This is a genomic window from Streptomyces sp. SM10 (genome assembly GCF_002910915.1).
In the GTDB taxonomy this organism is placed as follows: Bacteria; Actinomycetota; Actinomycetes; order Streptomycetales; family Streptomycetaceae; genus Streptomyces.
On the sequence record NZ_NEUF01000010.1, the window covers coordinates 1 to 1,315 of the forward strand.

The window sequence follows — 1,315 nt, forward strand, 5'->3', positions numbered from 1 at the left end:
ACCATGGCAGCGGCCGCCACGACCACGGCCGGAACCACGACCACGGCAGGGGTCGGGGTGGCGGCCGGGTCCGCGGCTGCGACCGGTCCTGCGCCCGGCTCCACGACGGCGACCGGGGCCGCGTATCCGGCGGTGCCGTGTGCCTGGCCGGGCGGGGCCGCGACTCTGCGGGGCGGGGCACCGCGGTCCCGCACCACGCCCTCCTGGGCTTCGACTCCGCCGGTACGGGCGGCCGAGGTGAGTGCCTCGCGAGCGCCGTCCCATCCGGTACGTCCGCCCGGCAGGGGAGCGCCGGACGGCGTCGCCGAGCCGCCTCGGTGGTGGAGAGAGGCGCTGCCGGCTCTGCGCGACCGGTTACCCCTGTGGACGCAGCTGCGGTGCGGCATGGAGCCACGCGCGCTCGCCGCGCTCGCCGTCCTCCTGGTCGGGGCCGCGGTCCTCGCGGCGGCACACTTCTGGTCCGCCCGGGCCGAGCCCGTACGCGTCCCCGACCGGGTCACCGAGGCCGCCGCGGTCCAGGCGGGCGGTCCTGGGGCCGCGACTGCTGAGCCGCCCGGCCTGACACCCGGTCCCACCGCAGGCCCGCAGGTCACGTCCGGCGGACGGATCGTCGTCGACGTGAGCGGCAAGGTGCGGAAGCCGGGGATCCAGCATCTACCGGCCGGCTCACGCGTCGAGGACGCCCTGCGGGCCGCGGGAGGTGCCCGCGAGGGCGCGGATATCAGCACGCTCAACCGCGCGCGGGTACTGACGGACGGTGAGCAGGTGGCGGTGGGCACGCCCGCCGCCCCACCACCCGGGGGTGGGGTGGCGGCGGGGAGCGGATCGGCGGTGGGGCAGGCGGGACCGGTCGCCCCTCTGAGCCTGGGCACGGCCACCGTCGAACAGCTGGACACCCTGCCCGGTGTGGGGCCGGTGCTCGCCCAGCACATCATCGACTACCGCACCGAGCACGGGGGTTACCGCTCGGTCGACGAGCTCCGTGAGGTCAACGGCATCGGCGACCGCCGGTTCGCGGACCTGCGGCCGCTGGTCAGGCCATGAACGTCCCTGACGTGCACTCGGAATCGGGGCGGCGGCTGGGCGTCGCCGACCCCCGCCAGGAAGCTCCGGCCGACCTGCGGCTGGTCCCTCCGACGCTGGCGGGATGGGCGGCGGCAGCCCTTGCCCTGGACGCGCCGGGCGCCTGGGTGGCGGCCGGCGCGGTGCTCTGCGCGTGCGCCGGTCTGGTCCTCCTCGCCCTGTCCCGCGGCGCGGCGCGGTCAGTACCCCCGGGGACCCGGCCGGGAGAAGAGACGCCGGCGGGGCGGGCGCG

At 77.5% G+C, this 1,315-nt stretch carries 2 protein-coding genes and 1 pseudogene; 2 read left to right on the plus strand and 1 reads right to left on the minus strand.

Translation table 11 applies throughout. The features are described 5' to 3' along the window. On the minus strand, positions 1-194 hold a 194-nt coding region (locus B9S57_RS34815), incomplete at its 3' end, for a hypothetical protein (RefSeq protein WP_219818542.1). A gap of 190 nt (positions 195-384) precedes the next feature. On the opposite strand from B9S57_RS34815, the gene B9S57_RS00635 reads away from it, so the two are divergent. Both B9S57_RS00635 and B9S57_RS34095 read left to right on the plus strand, forming a co-directional pair. Next, positions 385-1,044, plus strand: coding sequence for a helix-hairpin-helix domain-containing protein (locus B9S57_RS00635; RefSeq protein ID WP_103513561.1), 660 nt, complete (start codon positions 385-387; stop codon positions 1,042-1,044). Beyond that, positions 1,041-1,315: pseudogene (locus B9S57_RS34095) on the plus strand (MBL fold metallo-hydrolase); the annotation flags it as partial. The gene B9S57_RS00635 and the pseudogene B9S57_RS34095, both read left to right, overlap by 4 nt.

Coding starts and splice junctions, on each gene's coding strand:
- B9S57_RS00635 (WP_103513561.1), top strand. CDS start 385: ATGGAGCCACGCGCGCTCGCCGCGCTCGCCGTCCTCCTGGTCGGGGCC.